Origin of the sequence: Streptomyces griseoluteus (genome assembly GCF_004784465.1) — a bacterium.
GTDB classification, from domain to species: domain Bacteria; phylum Actinomycetota; class Actinomycetes; order Streptomycetales; family Streptomycetaceae; genus Streptomyces; species Streptomyces griseoluteus.
The window spans coordinates 567,762-585,750 of sequence record NZ_SRRU01000004.1 but is presented as its reverse complement, the minus strand read 5'-3'; the positions used below and the strand labels follow the sequence as shown (position 1 = coordinate 585,750).

Here is a 17,989-nt window from a genome sequence, read left to right as displayed (position 1 = left end):
GATTTCCTCGGTGCTTTCCAGTTCTTCGCTTTCGCGTTTCCCTTTCCGGCGGTTCCGACTCTATCAGATCCTTTCGGCGTCTGATTCCCAGTCAGAGGGGGTTGTCTTCCCGGCCCGCTGGGCCGTTGCGACGAGTGAGACTTTAGCGGATTCCCGGCTCCCGAGCTAATCGGGGGCCGCGTCCTTTCGAACACGGATTCCTCATTTCGCAAATGCGCACACAAGCATGCGACAGCAAGTGTCGATGAGTGGTGGGCCTTGCGAGATGACCGTCCGGGGACCGACCGGAGTCGGCGCTCACGTCGGACAGCTCGGAGTACATTACGCATCCGGGGAGGGGGTGTCAACCCCCCACCGCACAGATCTTGCCGAGGTCAGTCCTTCTTGCCGGAGGCCAGCTCACGGCTGCGGTCGCGGGCCGCTTCCAGGGCCGCGATGAGGGCCGCCCGTACCCCGTGGTTCTCCAGCTCGCGGATGGCGTTGATGGTCGTGCCGGCCGGCGAGGTGACGTTCTCGCGGAGCTTGACCGGGTGCTCGCCGCTGTCGCGGAGCATCGTGGCGGCCCCGATCGCGGACTGCACGATCAGTTCGTGGGCCTTGTCCCGGGGCAGGCCGAGCAGGATGCCGGCGTCCGTCATGGCCTCGACCAGATAGAAGAAGTACGCGGGACCCGAACCGGAGAGCGCGGTGCAGGCGTCCTGCTGGCCCTCGGGGACGCGGAGAGTCTGGCCCACGGCGCCGAAGATCTCCTCGGCGGTGGCGACGTGCTCCTCGGTCGCGTGGCTGCCCGGCGAGATGACGGACATGGCCTCGTCCACCAGGGCCGGGGTGTTCGTCATGACCCGGACGACCGGGGTGCCCTCGGCGAGCCGCTCCTCGAAGAACGAGGTGGGGATGCCGGCGGCGCCGCTGATGATCAGACGGTCGGCGGGGACATGGGGGGCGAGTTCGTCCAGGAGGGCACCCATGTCCTGCGGCTTGACCGTGAGGATCAGGGTGTCGGCGCTCTTGGCGGCCTCGGTGTTGGAGACCGGCGTGACTCCGTGGCGGGCACGGAGTTCCTCGGCGCGTTCCGGGCGGCGGGCGGTGACCAGGAGGTCGGCGGGCGCCCAGCCGCCCCGGATCATCCCGCTGAGCAGGGCTTCGCCGATCTTGCCGGTGCCGAGGACTGCGACTTTCTGGCTCATGCGGTTCATCCTCGCACCGGCGACGCGGCGGGTGGGGCGTTCGTCCGGTGGGCGGACGCGGCGTCAGTCGGTGCGGCGGCGCAGCGTGGCCGCGCCGAGGGCGAGGACCAGGAGCGCGCATCCGGCGACGATCACTACGTCCCGTACGAAGGGTGAGGTCAGCTCGGTGTGGTGGAGGACCTCGTTCATGCCGTCGACGGCGTAGGACATGGGCAGTACGTCGGAAACGGCCTCCAGTAGAGGGTGCATGTCCGCGCGGGGCGTGAAGAGGCCGCACAGGAGGAGCTGGGGGAAGATCACCGCCGGCATGAACTGGACCGCCTGGAACTCCGACGCGGCGAAGGCCGAGACGAAGAGCCCGAGGGCGGTACCGAGCAGGGCATCCAGGAGGGCGACCAGCAGGAGCAGCCAGGGTGAGCCGGTGACGTCCAGGCCCAGGAGCCAGACGGCGAGGCCGGTGGCGAGGGCCGACTGGACCACGGCCACGGCGCCGAAGGCGAGCGCGTAGCCGGCGATGAGGTCGGCCTTGCCCAGCGGCATCGCGAGGAGGCGTTCGAGGGTGCCCGAGGTGCGTTCGCGCAGGGTGGCGATGGAGGTCACCAGGAACATCGTGATCAGCGGGAAGATGCCGAGCAGTGAGGCGCCGATGTTGTCGAAGGTGCGCGGGCTGGCGTCGAAGACGTAGCGCAGCAGGACCAGCATCAGGCAGGGGACGAGGAGCATCAGCGCGATGGTCCTGGGGTCGTGGCGGAGCTGGCGCAGGACGCGGGCCGCGGTGGCGGTGGTGCGGGCGCTGCTGAATGCGGCGGGGGTCGTCGTGCTCATCGGGTCGGCTCCTTGGTGTGGTCGTCCGCTTCGTCGACGAGGCGCAGGAAGGCGGCCTCCACGGTGTCGGTGGCGGTACGGGTGCGCAGGTTCTCGGGGGTGTCGTCGGCGAGGACGTGTCCTTCGCGCATGAGGAGGAGGCGGTGGCAGCGCTCGGCCTCGTCCATGACGTGGGAGGAGACGAGGAGGGTGGTGCCGCGGTCGGCGAGTTCGTGGAAGAGGTTCCAGAGGTCGCGGCGGAGTACGGGGTCGAGGCCGACGGTCGGTTCGTCGAGGACGAGCAGGTCGGGGGTGCCGAGGAGGGCGACGGCGAGGGAGACGCGGCTGCGCTGGCCGCCGGAGAGGTTGCCGGCCAGGGCATCGGCCTGGGTGGTGAGGTCGACGTCGGCGATGGCGCGGGTGACGTGTTCGCGGCGGCGGTCTGCGGCGGCGCGGCCGGGTTCGAGGATCGCGGCGAAGTAGTCGAGGTTCTGCTCGACGGTGAGGTCGTCGTAGACCGAGGGGGCCTGGGTGACGTAGCCGATGCGGCTGCGCAGGGTGGGGTGTCCGGCGGGGCTGCCGAGGACGTCGAGGGTGCCGGTGACCTTGGCCTGGGTGCCGGTGATGGCGCGGATCAGCGTGGACTTGCCGCAGCCGGAGGGGCCGAGCAGGCCGGTGATCCGGCCTCGGGGGACGGTGAAGTGGAGGTCCTTCAGGACGGTTCGGGTGCCGCGTACGACGGTGAGGCCGGCGGCGCGGACGGCATCGGGTGCCGTCGGTTGGGGCGGCTCGGGCACATTATTCATCACGTGATGAATAATGTGCCCGAGCCGGGGTGCCGTCAAGGGGTGCCGTCAACGGGCCTTGTCAGGGTCGGGCCGTTTCGGCTCAGGGTTGTGTCAGGGCCGGCTCCGGGGCTGGTCAGGGGCGGGCCGGGGATTCCGGGGTGGTGGCGACGAGCAGAACCACCTCGTACGTCTCCTCGACCAGGCCGTCGGGGAAGACCTTGATCAGGTGGGCGCGCTCGGCTTCGAGGAATTCGGTGCGGGCGGGCTCGGGGGCGAGGAGGAAAGCGGAATGACTGCCGATGTTGGCCAGGTGGGTGTCGAGCGGCACGTGACGGCTCCAGCGGACCGAGCGCCGGGTGAAGTCGAGCCGGCCGCTGGGATCGGCGGCGGAGACTCGGTCGGCGGCCTTGCGCTGCTCGGTGTGCACGGGCAGACCGAGGAAGCGGGCGGCGCGCGCGGCGGCCGCGGCGATCCAGTCGACGTCCGTGGCGTCGGTGTTCCACCAGAGCGCGAGCGCGCCGCCCGGCCGCAGCACGCGCAGCGCCTCCGGCACCGAGCGGTCCGGGTCGGTCCAGTGCCATGCCTGGGCGTAGGTGACGAGGTCGGCGTGGGCGTCGGCCACGGGAAGGGCGTCGCCGCTGCCCCGGACCAGTGGGATGTGCGGGTTCCGGCGGCGGAACTCGGCGGCCATGCCCGCGCCCGGCTCGACGGCGAGCACGTCGGCGCCCCGCCGGTGCAGCAGCTCGCTGGCGATGCCGGTGCCCGCGCCCACGTCCACGGCTCGGACACCGGCCAGGGGGCGGCCGGTGAGTTCCTCGACGGTGTCGAAGAGCGCGGGCGGATAGGAGGGGCGGTTCTCGGCGTACTGCGCGGCTGCCGCGTTGAAGGAGTGGGCGCGGGCGCCGGCCGTGGGGGCCTCTGGTGCGGTCATGCCGCCCATGGTGCTCGGCGCGGGGCCCTTGGGGACAGTGGTTCCGGGCCGGTCGCCCCGGTGCCTCCGCCGGGGTCAGGCGCGGCGCTTCTTGCGGGCCTTCGCGGGGTTGCCGGTGCGCCGGGACTGGGTGCGCTCGTACTCGGCGCGGGCCGTGTCGTACTCGGTGCGGTGCAGCTTCTCGCCGGGCGCCTCGGTGAGGGAGCGGGCGGACCAGGCGAGGAGGGTGCCGACGAAGCCGACGGCGAGCAGGCCGCGCAGGCGGGCCTGGCGCTCGGGGTCGGGGCGGCGGCCGAAGTTGTCCCAGGTGGTGCGGAAGGCGAGGGCGCTGCACACCGCGAACATGACGATGACCAGGACGGTCACGAAGGAACCGGTACCGGCGATCTGGAGGCCCTGGTAGGCGAGGCGCAGGATCAGGCAGGAGACGGCGGCCGCGGCGAGGGCGCCGAGGGTGACGGCGGCGCGGCGGAGCGCGTAGCCGCCCGTGTGGTCCAGCCAGGTCGTGCCGAAGAAGCGGAGGGGTTCGGGGCGGGGGCCGCCCGTGGAGCCCGCCGGGGTGGTGTCGGTGCCGGTCTCGTCGCTCACGCGTCGATTATGGCTCCGCCGCCCGACGGGCTCCGGGGCGGGGCGTCAGCCGCAGCGGCCGGTCACGTAGCCGTCGCTGCCGGTGTGCACATAGGCGTCGGACACGTACTCGCCGGAGCCGATGTTGTCCCAGATCTTCGTGGTGCCGTACGGGCCGGTCACCGTGGTGCCGGGCGTCTGGCAGTAGATGGTGACGCTGGAGCCGGCGGGCAGTGTGCGGACGATGCCGTAGCCGGTGCCGGGGCCGCTGCGGACGTTCAGGGCGGCGCCCGGTGCGATCGGGAAGCGGGGCGCGGAGGCCGTGGCGGTGGTTGCCGCCGGTTCGGCCAGGATCGTGGGCGCGTGGTCGTCGGACATGAGATACCTCCCCCGTGACACCCCGTGACGGCCACGGGGTGGTGACGCCGCTCGCCGGGCATCGCGTACCGGTGCCGGACGGGCGGGCGGGCCACGGCTGCGCCGCGACTCGCAGGCGGAGGTTAGCAAGCCGCCTCGGTGTCGTACGGGCAATCGAATAGGCTCCCTTCGTCGCGCGCGCGGCCGATGAGCACGGGGGTGGTCCATGGCGCCACGGCACAGCACCGGAGCCGGCGCGGAAGCGGAACTTCCGGAGTACGCCGGTCACTACCGGCTGGAGTCACGGCTCGGTTTCGGCGGGATGGGCGTGGTGCATCTGGCCCGCAGCGCCTCCGGGATGCGGGTGGCGGTGAAGGTGGTGCACGCGGAGTTCGCGCGGGACCCCGAGTTCAGGGGACGGTTCCGGCAGGAGGTGGCGGCCGCGCGGCGGGTGAGCGGTGCGTTCACCGCGCCGGTGGTGGACGCGGACCCGGAGGCGGCGCGGCCGTGGATGGCGACGCTGTTCATCCCTGGGCCGACGTTGGCACAGGAGGTGAAGCGGAACGGTCCGATGGAGCCCGCGCAGGTGCGGCGGCTGATGGCCGGGCTCGCCGAGGCACTGCGGGACATCCACCGGGTCGGTGTGGTGCACCGGGATCTCAAGCCGGGGAACGTGCTGCTGGCCGAGGACGGGCCGAAGGTGATCGACTTCGGGATCTCCCGGCCGAAGGACAGCGAACTGCGCACCGAGACGGGGAAGTTGATCGGTACGCCGCCGTTCATGGCGCCGGAGCAGTTCCGGCGGCCTCGGGAGGTGGGGCCGGCGGCGGACGTGTTCGCGCTCGGGTCGGTGATCGTGCACGCGGCGACCGGGCGGGGGCCGTTCGACTCGGACAGTCCGTATGTCGTGGCCTATCAGGTGGTGCACGACGAGCCGGAGCTGGCCGGGGTGCCGGCCGGGCTCGCGCCGCTGGTGCGGCGGTGTCTGGCTAAGGAGCCGGAGGACCGGCCGACGCCGGACGAGCTGATGCTGGCGCTGCGTTCGGTGGCGGCGTCGTACGACACGCAGGCGTTCATACCGGCGCAGCGGGAGGGAGCGGCGGACGGGGATGAGGCTGCCCCGCTGAAAGAGGACTCCGGTGCCACGCCCGAATCGGTCCCGCCGAAGCGGCGCCGGTGGCGTGGGCGGGTGGTGCTGGCGGCGACCGCTGCGGTGCTGGCGGTCGGCGGGGTGGTGGCCTCGGTGCAGTGGGCCGGGGCCGGGCAGGGGGCGCGGCCGCAGGCGGCTCCGGCGGTGACCGCGGCCGGGTTCGACGGGTGGCGGTCCGAGGCGGTGGCCGGGGTGCCCGGTGTGCCCCGGTGCGTGTTCGGCGCGGGCGAGTTGCTGTGCACGGCGGACGGGGCGGTCTTCGCGCTGGACCCGGTGAAGGGGTCCGTGGTGTGGCGGCGGACGTTCGCGGGGGCCTTGTGGAGTGATCCGCCGGTGCTGTCGGGCGGGGCGCTGCGGCTGCGGAACCAGAGCGGGCGGCTCATGGCGCTCGATCCGGGCACGGGGCGTACGCGTGGGGAGCGGGAGCTGACCGGGGACACCGGGACGCGGTACATCGGGGACACGCTGGTGACGACCCGTGCGGACGGGGTGGTCATGGGCGCGGAGAGTGGGTCGGGGAAGGAGAAGTGGCGGCTGCCGTTGCCGGACGGGACCCGGCCGCGGATCGACGCCTTCGGCGCCGGGAGCGGCGGTTACGCGACGGTGACCTCGGCGGACGGGCGGAGCACGCGGGTCACGGCGTTCGATCCGGTGTCGGGGGACGTGCGGTGGAGCGAGCGGCTGTCCGGGATGGTCGAACCGGTGGGCACGGAGGGCGGGTTCGTGTACTTCCTCGACGAGGACCCGGTGTACGGGGACACCAAGGGGCTGGTGCGGTACGAGGTGAAGTCGGGGGCGACGCGCCGGATTCCGCTGCTGGGGCCGCGGACGGACGCGCAGGCCACTGTGCGGGACGGGGTGGTGTACCTGCTCGCGGCCAACGGGGGGCTGGACGCGGTGGACATGGCGGCGGGCAAGCCGTTGTGGCACCTGGAGACGACGGTGAGCCGGGGTTCGGCGCCGGTGACGGACGGGCGGCGGGTGTACTTCTCGGCTGCCGACGGGCGGCTGCTCGCCGTGGACGCCCGCAAGGGCACCCTCGCGGGCCAGACCCGTCCCCGGCTGGGCGCGCGGGCGGACCGGGTGACGGCTGGGCTGCCGACGCCGGTGCCGGCGTTGGGCCATGTGTACGCGGGGGCGCCGGACGGGTCGGTGTTCGCGGTGAACACGGGTGATCCGGCGGCCTGGTGAGCGTGGAGCGCACCGGCCGCCGGAAGGCCCGAGGGGGTCAGCCCAGGAGGGAGACGTCGCGGACGGCGCCCCTGTCGGCGCTGGTGGCCATGGCCGCGTAGGCGCGCAGGGCGACGGAGACCTTGCGGGTGCGGTTGGCAGGGGCGTAGACGCCGTTCAACTCGGCCTCGCGGCGGGCGAGTTCGGCGTCGTCCACCAGGAGGTCGATGGTGCGGTTGGGGATGTCGATGCGGATGCGGTCGCCGTCCTTGACCAGGGCGATGGTGCCGCCGGAGGCCGCTTCGGGGGAGGCGTGGCCGATGGAGAGGCCCGAGGTGCCGCCGGAGAAGCGGCCGTCGGTGATCAGGGCGCAGGTCTTCCCGAGGCCACGGCCCTTGAGGTACGAGGTCGGGTAGAGCATCTCCTGCATGCCGGGGCCGCCCTTGGGGCCCTCGTAACGGATGACGACCACGTCGCCGTCCTTGACCTCCTGGGTCAGGATGCGCTGGACGGCCTCCTCCTGGGACTCGCAGACCACGGCGGGTCCCTCGAAGGTCCACACCGACTCGTCGACGCCCGCGGTCTTCACCACGCAGCCGTCCACGGCGAGGTTGCCCTTGAGGACGGCGAGGCCGCCGTCCTTGGAGTAGGCGTGCTCGGCGGAGCGGATGCAGCCGCCCTCGGCGTCGTCGTCCAGGGAGTCCCAGCGCTCGGACTGGGAGAAGGCCTCGGCGGAGCGGACGCAGCCGGGGGCAGCGTGCCACAGCTCGACCGCCTCGGCGGACGGGGAGCCGCCGCGCACGTCCCAGGTCTTCAGCCAGTCGGCGAGCGACGGGCTGTGGACGGAGTGCACGTCGTCGTTGAGGAGCCCCGCGCGGTGCAGTTCGCCGAGGAGGGCGGGGATGCCGCCGGCGCGGTGCACGTCCTCCATGTAGTACGTGCGGTTCTTCGCCACGTTGGGCGCGACCTTGGCGAGGCACGGGACGCGGCGGGAGACGGCGTCGATCTCCGGCAGGCCGAAGGGGACGCCCGCCTCCTGGGCGGCGGCCAGCAGGTGCAGGATCGTGTTGGTGGAGCCGCCCATGGCGATGTCCAGCGCCATCGCGTTCTCGAAGGCCGCGAAGGAGGCGATGGAGCGGGGCAGGACGGTCTCGTCGTCCTGCCCGTAGTACCGGCGGGTGATGTCCATGACCGTGCGGGCGGCGTCCTCGTAGAGGGCGCGGCGGGCGGTGTGGGTGGCGAGGACCGAGCCGTTGCCGGGCAGGGAGAGGCCGATGGCCTCGGTGAGGCAGTTCATCGAGTTGGCGGTGAACATGCCGGAACAGCTGCCGCAGGTCGGGCAGGCGTTCTCCTCGATGCGGAGGATGTCCTCGTCGGAGATCTTGTCGTTGACCGCGTCGGAGATCGCGTCGACCAGGTCCAGCGTGCGCACGGTGCCGTCGACGAGGGTGGCGCGGCCGGACTCCATGGGCCCGCCGGAGACGAACACGGTCGGGATGTTCAGCCGCAGCGCGGCCATCAGCATGCCGGGCGTGATCTTGTCGCAGTTGGAGATGCAGACCAGGGCGTCGGCGCAGTGGGCCTCCACCATGTACTCCACCGAGTCCGCGATCAGGTCGCGGGAGGGCAGGGAGTAGAGCATGCCGCCGTGGCCCATGGCGATGCCGTCGTCCACGGCGATGGTGTTGAACTCGCGCGGGATGCCGCCCGCTGCCGTGATCGCCTCGCTGACGATGCGGCCGACCGGCTGGAGGTGGGTGTGGCCGGGGACGAACTCGGTGAAGGAGTTGGCGACGGCGATGACGGGCTTGCGGCCGATGTCCGCGCCGGGTACACCCGAGGCACGCATAAGGGCGCGGGCGCCCGCCATGTTGCGGCCGTGGGTGACTGTGCGGGACCTCAGCTCGGGCATCGTCGCTCGCTCCTTCGTGAGAAGTCGGGTCAGAGAGACTTCTGACAGATGCCGAGCGTACGCCGGTCATCCACGGGGCGGGACGATGTGTCCGGAATGCGGGACGGATGTCTTGGCGGCCGGGCTCCGCCGCCCCCCCCTCTCCGCACCCCGCGCCGCACTCCCCCCGCGTCCCCGCCTCACCCCCCTGTGAGATGCCCCTGCACCACCGGTGCCAGCCGGGCCACGATCCGTTCCAGGTCGGCCGAGGCCAGCGGCTCCACCTTGATCACGTATCGCAGCATGGCCGTGCCGACCAGTTGCGCGGCGGCCAGCTCGACACGCAGCTCGGCGTCCGGCACGTCCAGGCGCCCGGCGATGCGCCGCAGGAGCTGGGCGGAGATCAGGCGGCGGAAGACGGCGGCGGCGGTGTCGTTGTTGACGGCGGAGCGGACGATGGCCAGCAGCGGCGTACGGGTGGCGGGGTTCTCCCACAGGCCCAGCACGAACCGGGTCAGCCGCTCCCCCACGGAGTCCAGCGGGCCCTCGGCGATCGCGTCCGGCGCCGCGAGGGCGGGCGCGAAGGCGACCGCGACGGCGGCCTCGAAGACCTGCTCCTTGGTGCCGAAGTAGTGGTGGACCAGCGCGGAGTCGACCCCGGCGGCCTTGGCGATGCCGCGCACGGAGGTCTTCTCGTAGCCGCGTTCGGAGAACTCCTCGCGGGCGGCGTCGAGGATGCGGTCGCGGGTGTCGCCGGACTCGGCGCGCGGGGGCCGTCCCCGGCGCCGCGCGGTGGGCTCGCTCACGGCCGGGGCACCCGCGCGCCGGCCGCGAGGTGGCGGCGGGTGAAGGCGAGGGCCTCGGCGAGGTCGGCCTCGCGTTCGGCGCTGGACATGGCCCGGCGGGTGTTGACCTCGATGACGACATGGCCGTCGAAGCCGGTGCGGGTGAGCCGGTCCAGCAGCTCGGCACACGGCTGGGTGCCGCGGCCGGGCACCAGGTGCTCGTCCTTGGCGGAGCCCCGGCCGTCGGCGAGGTGGACGTGGCCGAGCCGGTCGCCCATGCGGTCGATCATGCCGAGGGCGTCGGTGCGGGCGGTCGCGGTGTGGCTGAGGTCGATCGTGAAGTGCCGGTAGTCGTCCTTGGTGACGTCCCACTCGGGGGCGTAGGCGAGCAGTTCCCGGTCGCGATAGCGCCAGGGGTACATGTTCTCCACGGCGAACCGCACGTCGGTCTCGTCGGCCATGCGCCAGATGCCGTCGACGAACTCGCGTGCGTACTGCCGCTGCCAGCGGAAGGGCGGATGGACCACGACGGTGGAGGCGCCCAGCTTCTCGGCGGCCGACTGAGCGCGGCGCAGCTTGGTCCAGGGATCGGTGGACCAGACCCGCTGGGTGATCAGCAGGCAGGGCGCGTGCACGGCGAGGATCGGCACGCCGTGGTGGTCGGAGAGGCGGCGCAGCGCCTCGATGTCCTGGCTGACGGGGTCGGTCCACACCATGACCTCGACACCGTCGTAGCCGAGGCGCCCGGCGATCTCGAAGGCCGTCGCCGTCGACTCCGGGTAGACCGAGGCCGTCGACAGGGCGACCTTTACGTCCCTTGGTTCAGCCACGGACACACCTTACGGGGTGGGGCACCGGGGACGAGGGGTGTCCACGGGCCGGTGTGAGCTTCGCCATCGCGGGCCCGCGCACGGCTCACGCCGAGCCCATGTGGTCCAGGCGCCGCAGGATCACGCCCTCGCGCAGCGCCCACGGGCAGATCTCCAGGCTCTCCACGCCGAACAGGTCCATCGCGCCCTCGGCCACCAGCGCACCGGCGAGGATCTGCCCGGCCCGCCCCTCGGAGACACCGGGCAGCTCGGCGCGCTGCGCCGCGGACATCGCGGCGAGCCGGGGCACCCATGCCTCCAGCGACTCCCGCTTCAGCTCGCGCTGTACATAGAGGCCGTCGGCGTCCCGCGCGGCGCCCGCGATCCGGGCGAGCTGCTTGAAGGTCTTGGAGGTGGCGACGACATGGTCCGGGGCGCCGAACCGGCTGAACTCGCCGACGGTACGGGCGATCTCCGCGCGGGCGTGGCGGCGCAGCGCGCGCACCTCGTCCGTCGTCGGCGGGTCCTGGCTCAGCCAGCCCGCGGTGAGGCGGCCGGCCCCGAGCGGCAGGGAGGCGGCCGCGTCGGGCTCCTCGTCGATGCCGTAGGCGATCTCCAGCGAGCCGCCGCCGATGTCGAGGACGAGCAGCTTGCCCGCGGACCAGCCGAACCAGCGGCGGACGGCGAGGAAGGTGAGCCGGGCCTCCTCGGCGCCGCTGAGCACCTGGAGGCGGACGCCGGTCTCGTCGGCGACGCGCGCGAGGACGTCGTCGGCGTTGCGGGCCTCGCGCACGGCGGAGGTGGCGAACGGCAGCAGATCCTCAACGCCCTTGTCCTCGGCGGCCTGGAGGGCGTCCCGTACGACCGCGACGAGGCTTTCGATGCCCTCGTCGCCGATCGCGCCGCTGTCGTCGAGAAGTTGGGCGAGCCGCAGGTCGGCCTTGTGGGAGTGGGCGGGCAGCGGGCGGGCGCCGGGGTGGGCGTCCACCACCAGCAGATGCACCGTGTTCGAGCCCACGTCCAGGACACCGAGTCTCATGGACGAAACGCTACTGCCAGAAGCCCTGTCCGCGGTGCCCGTACGGCCCTGACGCGACTTACCCTGGACAGGTGCCAAAGACGAAAAAGGCGAAGGTCGACAAGACCGACAAGCCGAACAGGTCGCGCAAAGCAGACAAGGCCCTCAAGGACGACGAGAAGGGCCTCGATTTCGCGCGCGCGTGGGTGGAGTTCCCCGACCCCGCCGACGACGAGCAGATCTTCCGCTGCGACCTGACCTGGCTGACGTCCCGCTGGACCTGCATCTTCGGCCAGGGCTGCCAGGGCATCCAGGCGGGCCGCGCGGCCGACGGCTGCTGCACGCTGGGCGCGCACTTCTCCGACGAGGACGACGAGAAGCGGGTCGCCGAGCACGTCGCCCGGCTCACCCCGGACATCTGGCAGAACCGCGACGAGGGGCTGCGGGGCGGCTGGGTCTCGGAGGACGAGGAGGGCTCGCGGCAGACGCGTCCCTTCGAGGGCTCCTGCATCTTCCAGAACCGGCCCGGCTTCGAGGGCGGCGCGGGCTGCTCGCTGCACATCCTGGCGCTCAAGGAGGGCCGGGAGCCGCTGGAGACCAAGCCGGACGTGTGCTGGCAGTTGCCGATCCGCCGCACCTACGACTGGATCGACCGCCCCGACGACACCCGCGTCCTCCAGGTCTCCATCGGCGAGTACGACCGCCGCGGCTGGGGTCCCGGCGGCCACGACCTGCACTGGTGGTGCACCTCGGCCACCTCGGCGCACGGTGCGGGCGACCCGGTCTACGTCTCCTACCGGGCCGAACTGACCGAGCTGATGGGCAAGGCCGGCTACGACCGCCTGGTCGAGCTGTGCGAACAGCGGCTGGCGTCCCAGCTGCCCCTGGTGGCCCCCCACCCGGCGGACCCCGCCTAGCTGTCGGCCGGAGTCGGGGTGTCCTCGTCGTCGCTCGGCGGCGGGGACGAGTCCGGCGGGTCGGAAGGGGACGGGTCGGACGGGTCGGGGTCCGGGCTCGGAGGGGTGCTGGACGGTGGCGGGGACTGGCTGGGCGGGTCGGAAGAGGGTGACGAGGGCGGTGCCGTCGGCGTCGTCGGGTCCGGGCCCGGGGAGCCGGGGTGGGGGCGCGAGGGCGTGGGGGCCGGGCCGTGGCCGTCGATGGTGACGACCGCGCCGGCCGGGGCGACGGCCACGCGGGCCCGCCAGTGGCCCGAGGGCTCGCGCAGATGGTCGACGTACACCTTGACCGTGACCGAGTCGCCGGGGTCGAGGGTGCCGGCGGACCGGCTGAGGTAGAGCCAGGGCGCCGAGGTGGTCGCGGACCAGCGCACCGGGGCGTCGCCGGAGGCGCTGAGGGTGATCAGCGTGGTGTCGCCGTGATGGGCGGCGGCGACCGTGAGCCGCCCGGCGCCCGGGTGCCCGGCGCCGTCGACGCTGACGACCTCCACGGAGACGTCCGACTTGCCCTTCTCGGTGGGCGGGGTACCGGGCTTCACGCTGGCGTTGCCCGCGTTCTGGTAGCCGCCCGCCGGGTCGCCGCCGAGCACGCCGGGGCCGTCCGCCTCGCGCGCGGCGCCGGGGCTGTCGTCGCCGCCGAGCGCGGGGGCTCCCCGGTAGGCGGCCCACAGGGCGAGCACGGGGGCGGCGACCACGGTTGCGACGACGGTCGTGGTGACGGCACGCGCGCGCAGCTTGTCGCGGCGGGCCGCGCGGTCCTTGGGGTCCATCGGGAAGCCGCGCCGGTTGAACCGCGGTACGGCGGCGGACCGGGCGCGCGGCGGGTGCGCGAGTGCGGAGCGCAGGGCGGCGCGGGGCGCCGGGAGCACGGGCAGCTCGGCGGGGGTGACAGCGGCGCCGGGCCAGCGGCCGGGGACGGCACGCTCGGCGGTACGGCGACAGCGCGGGCAGTCGTCGACGTGCCGGACCAGCTCGCGGCGCAGGGCCGCGCTCAGCATCAACTGGCTGTCGCCAGTGAGGTGGGCCACGCTCGGGCAGCCCCCGGTCTCCACCACGGCGAGGGCGGCGCGGGTGCGTTCGACCTCGCAGGCGGCGGAGGCCAGCAGCTCGCGGGCGGCGGCGGGCTCCAGGCCGAGTACGGAGGCGACCTCGGGGGCGGTGAGCTTGTGCCGGACGGCCAGCTCCAGTGCCTCGCGCTGCTCGGGCGTGGTCCCGGCCGCCTCCGGCCAGGCCAGCAGGGCGAGTTCGCGGCGGCGCAGCTCCAGCACGTCGGCGGGCGGCGCGGATTCGGGCGCCGGGGTGGTGGGGCCGGGGCGGCCGGCGGCGTGGGTGGCCTGGCGTTTGCGGCGGGCCTCGGCGAGGCCGCGCAGACAGGCCCAGCGGGCCAGGGCGTACAGCCAGGCCCGGCGGTCACCGGGGGTCTGGGGGTCGCGGCGGCCGCGCCGTTCGGCGATGACGAGGACCTCGCTCAGGGCGGCGGTGGCGGCGTCGTGGTCGCACAGCACCGACAGGCAGTAGGTGAACAGGCCGTCCAGATACGCCTCATGGCGCGACGACGCCCGCTGGGCGATGTTCCGTGCCGCGGATCGGTCCCGCGCCTCCCGATGCGCCCGTTGCGCCCGGTGTGCGCCGGTGGTGCGGGTCGTGGTGTCCGGAGTGCTGCTCATCACCCGTGCGACCGTAGGCGTCGGCGGAGTGCCCCTTCCTGCACCTTGAGCACTTTTAATCCGTACGGGTGAAACGATCCCTCATAAGGGGACACCGGCCTCCAAGGAGCGGGCGCGAACCCGGTGGAGGGCGTCTGGAACCATCCGCTCCGCGTGCGCCCCGATACCCCGGCGTGCGCCCCCGCTCGCGCGCCGTCCAAGGAGGGGCGGCGGGCGTTGTCAGTGGCGGCGGCTACGGTTTCCGCATGGCCACCCGTACCAAGTCCGCCAAGGAGCGTCCGTCCTACCGCTGCACCGAGTGCGGCTGGCAGACGGCCAAGTGGCTCGGCCGCTGCCCCGAGTGCCAGGCGTGGGGCACGGTCGAGGAGTACGGCGCGCCCGCGGTCCGTACGACGGCGCCGGGCCGCGTCACCAGCTCCGCCCTGCCCATCGGCCAGGTCGACGGCCGCCAGGCCACCGCCCGCACCACCGGCGTCCCCGAACTGGACCGGGTGCTCGGCGGCGGACTCGTACCCGGCGCGGTCGTGCTGCTCGCGGGCGAGCCGGGCGTCGGCAAGTCCACGCTGCTGCTCGACGTGGCCGCCAAGTCGGCGAGCGAGGAGCACAAGACCCTCTACGTCACCGGCGAGGAGTCCGCGAGCCAGGTCCGCATGCGCGCCGACCGCATCAAGGCCCTGGACGACCACCTCTACCTCGCCGCCGAGACCGATCTGGCCGCCGTGCTCGGCCACTTGGACGCGGTCAAGCCCTCCCTGCTGATCCTCGACTCGGTGCAGACGGTCGCCTCCCCCGAGATCGACGGCGCCCCCGGCGGCATGGCCCAGGTCCGCGAGGTGGCCGGCGCCCTGATCCGCGCCTCCAAGGAGCGCGGCATGTCCACCCTGCTGGTGGGCCACGTCACCAAGGACGGCGCCATCGCGGGCCCCCGCCTGCTGGAGCACCTGGTGGACGTCGTCCTGAGCTTCGAGGGCGACCGGCACGCCCGCCTCCGCCTGGTCCGCGGCGTGAAGAACCGGTACGGGGCAACGGACGAGGTCGGCTGCTTCGAGCTGCACGACGAGGGCATCACCGGCCTCGCCGACCCCAGCGGCCTCTTCCTCACCCGGCGCGCCGAGCCGGTGCCCGGCACCTGTCTGACCGTGACCCTGGAGGGGCGCCGCCCGCTGGTGGCCGAGGTGCAGGCGCTCACCGTGGACTCCCAGATCCCCTCCCCCCGCCGCACCACCTCCGGCCTGGAGACCTCCCGTGTCTCGATGATGCTGGCGGTGCTGGAGCAGCGCGGCCGGATCAGCGCGCTCGGCAAGCGGGACATCTACTCCGCGACCGTCGGCGGGGTGAAGCTGTCCGAGCCCGCCGCCGACCTGGCCATCGCGCTGGCGCTCGCCTCGGCGGCCAGCGACACCCCGCTGCCGAAGAATCTCGTCGCCATCGGTGAGGTGGGTCTCGCGGGCGAGGTCAGACGCGTCACGGGCGTGCAGCGCAGGCTCGCCGAGGCGGCCCGCTTGGGCTTCACGCACGCGCTCGTACCGGGCGATCCGGGCAAGGTCCCGGCCGGGATGAAGGTCGTGGAGGTGGCCGACATGGGGGACGCGCTGCGGGTGCTGCCCCGCTCCCGTCGCCGAGAGGCCCCGCGGGAGGCGGAGGACCGCCGGTAGACTTTGCGCAGGTCTCGCCCGTCCGTGCGAAACGCGTGCCATGACGGAAGCGCGTCAGAACCTGCGACCGGAGGAGTGCAGTGGCAGCCAACGACCGGGCAGCAGCTCCCGGAAAGTCCGGTGGGAGTGCCGGTGCCGATGGCCTGATGCGCGCCTCGCTGAGTGCCGTTGCCCCGGGCACCGCCCTGCGCGACGGTCTGGAGCGGGTCCTGCGCGGCAACACCGGCGGCCTGATCCTGCTGGGCTGGGACAAGACTGTCGAGGCGATGTGCACCGGCGGTTTCGTGCTGGACGTGGAGTTCACCGCGACCCGGCTGCGCGAGCTGTGCAAGCTGGACGGCGGCATCGTCCTCTCCTCGGACCTGTCGAAGATCCTGCGCGCCGGCGTTCAGCTCCTCCCGGACCCCACGATCCCCACCGAGGAGACCGGCACCCGGCACCGCACCGCCGACCGCGTCTCCAAGCAGGTCGGCTTCCCCGTGGTCTCGGTGTCCCAGTCGATGCGGCTGATCGCGCTGTACGTCGACGGGCAGCGCCGGGTCCTGGAGGACTCGGCGGCGATCCTCTCCCGCGCCAACCAGGCGCTGGCCACGCTGGAGCGGTACAAGCTCCGGCTCGACGAGGTCGCGGGCACGCTGTCCGCGCTGGAGATCGAGGACCTGGTGACGGTCCGGGACGTCTCCGCGGTCGCGCAGCGGCTGGAGATGGTCCGGCGCATCGCCACCGAGATCGCGGAGTACGTGGTCGAGCTGGGCACGGACGGCCGCCTGCTGGCGCTCCAGCTGGAGGAGCTGATCGCCGGGGTCGAGCCCGACCGTGAGCTGGTCGTCCGGGATTACGTGCCCGAGCCGACGGCGAAGCGGTCGCGCACGGTGGAGGAGGCGCTGTTCGAGCTGGACAGGCTGAGCCATGCCGAGTTGCTCGAACTGGGCACGGTGGCGCGGGGGCTGGGGTACACCGCGTCTCCCGAGTCGCTGGACTCGGCGGTTTCGCCCCGTGGGTTCCGGCTGCTGGCGAAGGTCCCCCGGCTGCCGGGGGCGATCATCGACCGGCTGGTGGAGCACTTCGGCGGGTTGCAGAAGCTGCTCGCTGCCAGCGTGGATGATCTGCAGGCGGTTGACGGGGTCGGAGAAGCGCGGGCTCGCAGTGTGCGGGAAGGGCTCTCGCGGCTGGCGGAGTCCTCCATTCTGGAGCGGTACGTCTAGGTTTCGCGCGGTTCGTCTCCGGGTGCGGGCCGGCTGTGGCCGGCCGCGCAGTTCCCCGCGCCCCTGAGGGCACGACTCCTTCTCTGAAAAGCACCGGTTGCCCTTCTCACCCCTGAGAAGGGCCGGTTGCCTCTAGTCCGCCGACAGGACGAAGGACGTCTGGGTCTTGGCGAAGCCCGATGCCTTCGCCTCCAGCAGGTACGTGCCCGGCTTGGCCTTGCCGGCGGGCGGGGTCGCGCACTTGGCGGCGCTCGGGTGGCGGTCCCACTTCGCCGTGTAGGTGATGCTCTCGTCGGCCGGGACGCGGAAGATCAGGCTCTTGGCGCCCTCGGGGCAGTCGTCGGAGGCCCAGTAGGGGTCGTCGCCGTCGGCCGGGGTGATCTCCAGGACCGTGTGCCCGGGGCCGAGGTCGACCTTGCAGTCGCCGGACGAGCTGTTGCGGACGGTGAGTTCGAAGGTGGGGGTCTCGTCGGGCGAGAAGGAGTTGTGCTTGCTGCGCAGGCTCACCGTGACCTTGCCGGGGGCGCACACCGGGAGCGGGGAGGACGCGGCCAGCGCGTCGCCCGCGCCGACACTGCCGCCGCCCGTGCCGGACGCCGAGCCCGAACCACCCGTACCGGAGCCGGAGTCGCCGTTACCCGTGCCGCCGGAGCCGGAGCCGGAGCCGCCGTTGCCCGTGCCGTCGGAGCCGGAGCCGTCGCCCGAGCCGGAGTCGCCCGACCCGCCGTCACCGGAGCCGCCACCGCTCGACTCGTCGCGTCCGCCGGGGTGTTGGCTGATCGCGGGACCGGAGGACGTGGGACCCGGCGTGATCGTGGACGCTGGATTCTTGCCGTCGGGGCTGGCACCGTTCTTGCCTCCCCCGCCGCCCGACACGACGATCCAGGTGACCACGAGCGCCAACAGGGCGACCACGGACACGATGACGACCCTCCGTCGCCAGTAGATGGAGGAGGGAAGCGGCCCGACCGGATTGCGCAGAGATCCCACGCGGAAACTGTACGAGAGATCATGCCCACGACTCGCGTCCCCCGCCGCCCTCTCATCAA

The 17,989-nt window shown here is 73.0% G+C and carries 16 protein-coding genes; 4 read left to right on the top strand and 12 right to left on the bottom strand.

Translation table 11 applies throughout. The features are described from left to right. Positions 1-374: 374 nt before the first annotated feature. From proC to E5082_RS14630, 6 genes are all read right to left on the bottom strand, one after another. Complete coding sequence (gene proC, locus E5082_RS14655; RefSeq protein ID WP_135791656.1) at positions 375-1,187, bottom strand: pyrroline-5-carboxylate reductase; 813 nt, start codon at positions 1,185-1,187, stop codon at positions 375-377. Positions 1,188-1,250: 63 nt separating this feature from the next. Next, a complete protein-coding gene (locus E5082_RS14650) occupies positions 1,251-2,012 on the bottom strand; it encodes an ABC transporter permease (RefSeq protein WP_135791655.1) in 762 nt (253 codons plus the stop codon). After that, entirely contained in the window at positions 2,009-2,797 is a 789-nt protein-coding gene (locus E5082_RS14645) for an ABC transporter ATP-binding protein (protein ID WP_135791654.1), read from the bottom strand. The genes E5082_RS14650 and E5082_RS14645 overlap by 4 nt, the downstream gene beginning before the upstream one ends. Positions 2,798-2,912: 115 nt before the next feature. Beyond that, a complete protein-coding gene (locus E5082_RS14640; protein WP_373310041.1) occupies positions 2,913-3,710 on the bottom strand; it encodes a class I SAM-dependent methyltransferase in 798 nt (265 codons plus the stop codon). Between the two features lie 75 nt (positions 3,711-3,785). Then, the gene (locus E5082_RS14635; protein ID WP_135791652.1) at positions 3,786-4,298 is read right to left on the bottom strand and encodes an EamA/RhaT family transporter; all 513 of its coding nucleotides are present in this window, start codon (positions 4,296-4,298) and stop codon (positions 3,786-3,788) included. A gap of 45 nt (positions 4,299-4,343) precedes the next feature. Next, positions 4,344-4,655, bottom strand: coding sequence for an SH3 domain-containing protein (locus E5082_RS14630; RefSeq protein ID WP_135791651.1), 312 nt, complete (start codon positions 4,653-4,655; stop codon positions 4,344-4,346). Between the two features lie 205 nt (positions 4,656-4,860). On the opposite strand from E5082_RS14630, the gene E5082_RS14625 reads away from it, so the two are divergent. Next, a complete protein-coding gene (locus tag E5082_RS14625; RefSeq protein WP_135791650.1) occupies positions 4,861-6,975 on the top strand; it encodes a protein kinase domain-containing protein in 2,115 nt (704 codons plus the stop codon). A gap of 37 nt (positions 6,976-7,012) precedes the next feature. Here E5082_RS14625 and ilvD read toward each other — a convergent pair whose 3' ends face one another. From ilvD to E5082_RS14605, 4 genes are all read right to left on the bottom strand, one after another. After that, positions 7,013-8,866: a dihydroxy-acid dehydratase gene (gene ilvD / locus E5082_RS14620; RefSeq protein ID WP_135791649.1), complete on the bottom strand. Its 1,854-nt coding sequence runs from the start codon at positions 8,864-8,866 to the stop codon at positions 7,013-7,015. Between the two features lie 179 nt (positions 8,867-9,045). Then, the gene (locus tag E5082_RS14615) at positions 9,046-9,651 is read right to left on the bottom strand and encodes a TetR/AcrR family transcriptional regulator (protein WP_135791648.1); all 606 of its coding nucleotides are present in this window, start codon (positions 9,649-9,651) and stop codon (positions 9,046-9,048) included. Then, positions 9,648-10,460 carry a sugar phosphate isomerase/epimerase family protein gene (locus E5082_RS14610; RefSeq protein ID WP_135791647.1) on the bottom strand — a complete coding sequence of 271 codons (813 nt, stop codon included), beginning with the start codon at positions 10,458-10,460 and terminating at the stop codon, positions 9,648-9,650. The genes E5082_RS14615 and E5082_RS14610 overlap by 4 nt, the downstream gene beginning before the upstream one ends. A gap of 85 nt (positions 10,461-10,545) precedes the next feature. Beyond that, positions 10,546-11,478 (bottom strand): Ppx/GppA family phosphatase, encoded by a 933-nt coding sequence (locus E5082_RS14605; RefSeq protein WP_135791646.1) that lies wholly within the window; start codon positions 11,476-11,478, stop codon positions 10,546-10,548. A 71-nt stretch (positions 11,479-11,549) separates the two neighbouring features. On the opposite strand from E5082_RS14605, the gene E5082_RS14600 reads away from it, so the two are divergent. After that, positions 11,550-12,374: a DUF3109 family protein gene (locus tag E5082_RS14600; RefSeq protein WP_135791645.1), complete on the top strand. Its 825-nt coding sequence runs from the start codon at positions 11,550-11,552 to the stop codon at positions 12,372-12,374. Here E5082_RS14600 and E5082_RS14595 read toward each other — a convergent pair. Next, positions 12,371-14,080: a BACON domain-containing protein gene (locus E5082_RS14595; RefSeq protein ID WP_373310039.1), complete on the bottom strand. Its 1,710-nt coding sequence runs from the start codon at positions 14,078-14,080 to the stop codon at positions 12,371-12,373. The genes E5082_RS14600 and E5082_RS14595 overlap by 4 nt on opposite strands. A 245-nt stretch (positions 14,081-14,325) precedes the next feature. Between E5082_RS14595 and radA the strand changes: the two genes are divergently transcribed. After that, positions 14,326-15,735, top strand: a complete 1,410-nt coding sequence (gene radA / locus E5082_RS14590) for a DNA repair protein RadA (protein ID WP_086694091.1) — start codon at positions 14,326-14,328, stop codon at positions 15,733-15,735. Between the two features lie 80 nt (positions 15,736-15,815). Further along, positions 15,816-16,940, top strand: coding sequence for a DNA integrity scanning diadenylate cyclase DisA (gene disA / locus E5082_RS14585; RefSeq protein ID WP_086694090.1), 1,125 nt, complete (start codon positions 15,816-15,818; stop codon positions 16,938-16,940). A 132-nt stretch (positions 16,941-17,072) separates the two neighbouring features. On the opposite strand, the gene E5082_RS14580 is transcribed toward disA, so the two are convergent. After that, positions 17,073-17,930 carry a hypothetical protein gene (locus tag E5082_RS14580; RefSeq protein ID WP_190045279.1) on the bottom strand — a complete coding sequence of 286 codons (858 nt, stop codon included), beginning with the start codon at positions 17,928-17,930 and terminating at the stop codon, positions 17,073-17,075. Between the last annotated feature and the right edge of the window lie 59 nt (positions 17,931-17,989).